A 2,197-nucleotide genomic window follows, 5' to 3' on the forward strand; every position below is an offset into this window, starting at 1 on the left:
AAGCGGGTCGCGTTGAAACGCCAAGCGGGAACCCGTGCGGTGGCTCCGGCCTCGGGGGCGGCGCTGATGCCGACGGTGGCGTGGCACACGCGGTCCATTCCCAGCTGTACCGTATCGTAGTGAATCACCAGGACCGTCCCGGCGGCACTGAAGAAGCGCTCGAACTCCGTCGAGATCAAATCCTGCACGATGGCGCCGGGGTCACCCACCGGCTCGTCGCCGTAGGCGAGGACGCCGAGAGCTGACGCGGGCGAGGCGGAAAAGGTGAGGGCGGCGCCGATCGCGGCGATGGTGCTACGCATGTATTTCTCCTGACAGATGACGGTCCTTCGGCTTCCAAGCCGGAACCTTGAGTGTTTCTGTCAGGATGCCCTCCCGCCATCGAAGTCAAGAGGCGGCGGCAGGCGGTTTGCGGCTGCGGGCGGGTCTCTGCGCGGCACTACCGGCGCCGTGGGCGTCCAGTTCCGTATGGCCCTGGGTCTCGGCCAGCTTCGCGGCTTCGGCCTGTTTTTCCCGCCATGCTTTCAGTTCTGCCTGAGCGCCGGCAGCAACGCCGACGGCCTCGGTCAGCCTCTCTCGCGTGGATTGATGCGCGGCCTGCGCTTCCGCCAATTCCACGCGGACCCGACCTTCCCGTTGCTCCGCGCTGGCCAGCCGTGCCTCGGCTTGTGCCTGGGCCGCTTCGGCGGCGGCCCGCCGTGCCTCGGCGACGGCTGCCATCTTGTCGGCTTCCGTGCGTGCCGTTTGCTCGGCGGCCAGCTGAGCCCGAAGCTGTACCAACTCTTCTTCGAGGCGCGGCACCGCTTCCAACCTGAGTTCGGCCTGCGCCAACATACGCCGTACCACAGCGGCATCGTCGCGCTCGCGCTCGGCATCTTGGGTCAAAAGTCGTTCGATCTCGGCGGATTGACCAGCGGATTTGCCAGCAAGCGTGTCCCGCTCGGTGGTGATCTGGAGCAGTTGCTCTGCGAGCGCGTCTCGTTCTGCCTCCAGCGCAGAAAGCAGCCGCGTATTTGGCTCGGATAGCTTGCGGGGCACGGGTTTCTGGCGGCCTTGCCAGATCGTCGAGTGCCGGTGAATCGTATTCATACTGCCGCTGCCGATACGCTCCCGGACGGCCGCCAACGTGGTTTTGCGTCCCTCCGCAAGCAGCGCATCGGCTGCAGCTGCGACAACTTCATAGGCAATGCCAATCCGCGCCATATCGTATCTTCAGGGGTTTCGTATCATATCGTATTGTATATCTTGCGATATGAAAGCCGTTTGTCGCTACGGCCGAACGGAGAAGAACACGCGTTGTTTGCGCTCCCATCGACGAAGACGCTTTGGGGCCAATGAGCTAGAGCGCATTTCCGACCAGGAACTATCGGCTGTCATCCACGCCTTGGATAAGGCCCCAAGGCGCCGGACGGAGTCGAGGTTCCCTGACGCGGTGCACCTTGCTATCTCCCCACGCCATAGATCCGGAAGCCCGCGCTCTACCATCATTGCATCGACATAGGCGCAGGCGCGACGGATTTTCTCGGCACACGCATCATTCCGACGACGCCGTCTCAGCCAGAAAGCGACCGCATGCCGCCGACTCCTAAAATCATCGGCCTGGACGATGCCGCCCGTCCCGTAGTTGGCTTCGTTGACGAGACCTCTTAGCAGCGTAAATCGAACCGATATTGGGGTGCTATCGAGCCACTCAAGAAGAACGCTGGCTGGCGTCTTGGGATAAATGTATCGCATCGACTCGGGGGCTCTATGAAACATCAGGCCCATATACAACGGCACATCGTTGGTGACCTTTAAGGGTTCGACAGTTGCGAGAGTCGAAGTCCTCGCCGGGGATTGCACGCCCGATCTGGAATAGGTGGTCCTGGGGGACCGACCAGTGCGACCGCCATCATCCGGCTTCTTAGAGCCCGTTTGATAATTCAGGGATGGGCGATTCTGCGTAGCAGCAGCCCGCCCATTGCGATATAGACCATGGCCTCGGACACATCAGGACGTCGCTCGTAGTCCCTGACAAGGCGACGCCAGCGAACCATCCAACCGAAGGGACGTTCCACCACCCAACGCCGGGGTAGCACCGCGAAGCCAACTTGATCCTCGTGGCGGCGCACAACCTGCACGACGAAGTCGAGCGTCGCGGCTTTATCCATCAACGTGCGACGATCGTATGCGCCATCTGCAAACAGATGCTTCAGTC

Annotated in this window: 3 protein-coding genes; all 3 read right to left on the minus strand. The window is 62.1% G+C overall.

Annotated elements, in window-relative coordinates; all coding sequences use genetic code 11:
• Positions 1-302 (minus strand): hypothetical protein (locus tag AC1DS6_RS42425; RefSeq protein ID WP_477104778.1); only part of this gene is annotated, 302 nt, incomplete at its 3' end.
• 85 nt (positions 303-387) lie between these two features.
• Positions 388-1,203 carry a DNA-binding protein gene (locus AC1DS6_RS42430; protein WP_477104779.1) on the minus strand — a complete coding sequence of 272 codons (816 nt, stop codon included), beginning with the start codon at positions 1,201-1,203 and terminating at the stop codon, positions 388-390.
• 719 nt (positions 1,204-1,922) lie between these two features.
• A partial coding sequence (locus tag AC1DS6_RS42435) for a transposase (RefSeq protein WP_477104780.1) occupies positions 1,923-2,197 on the minus strand: 275 nt, incomplete at its 5' end.

The organism is Cupriavidus sp. 05L310 (assembly GCF_056398185.1).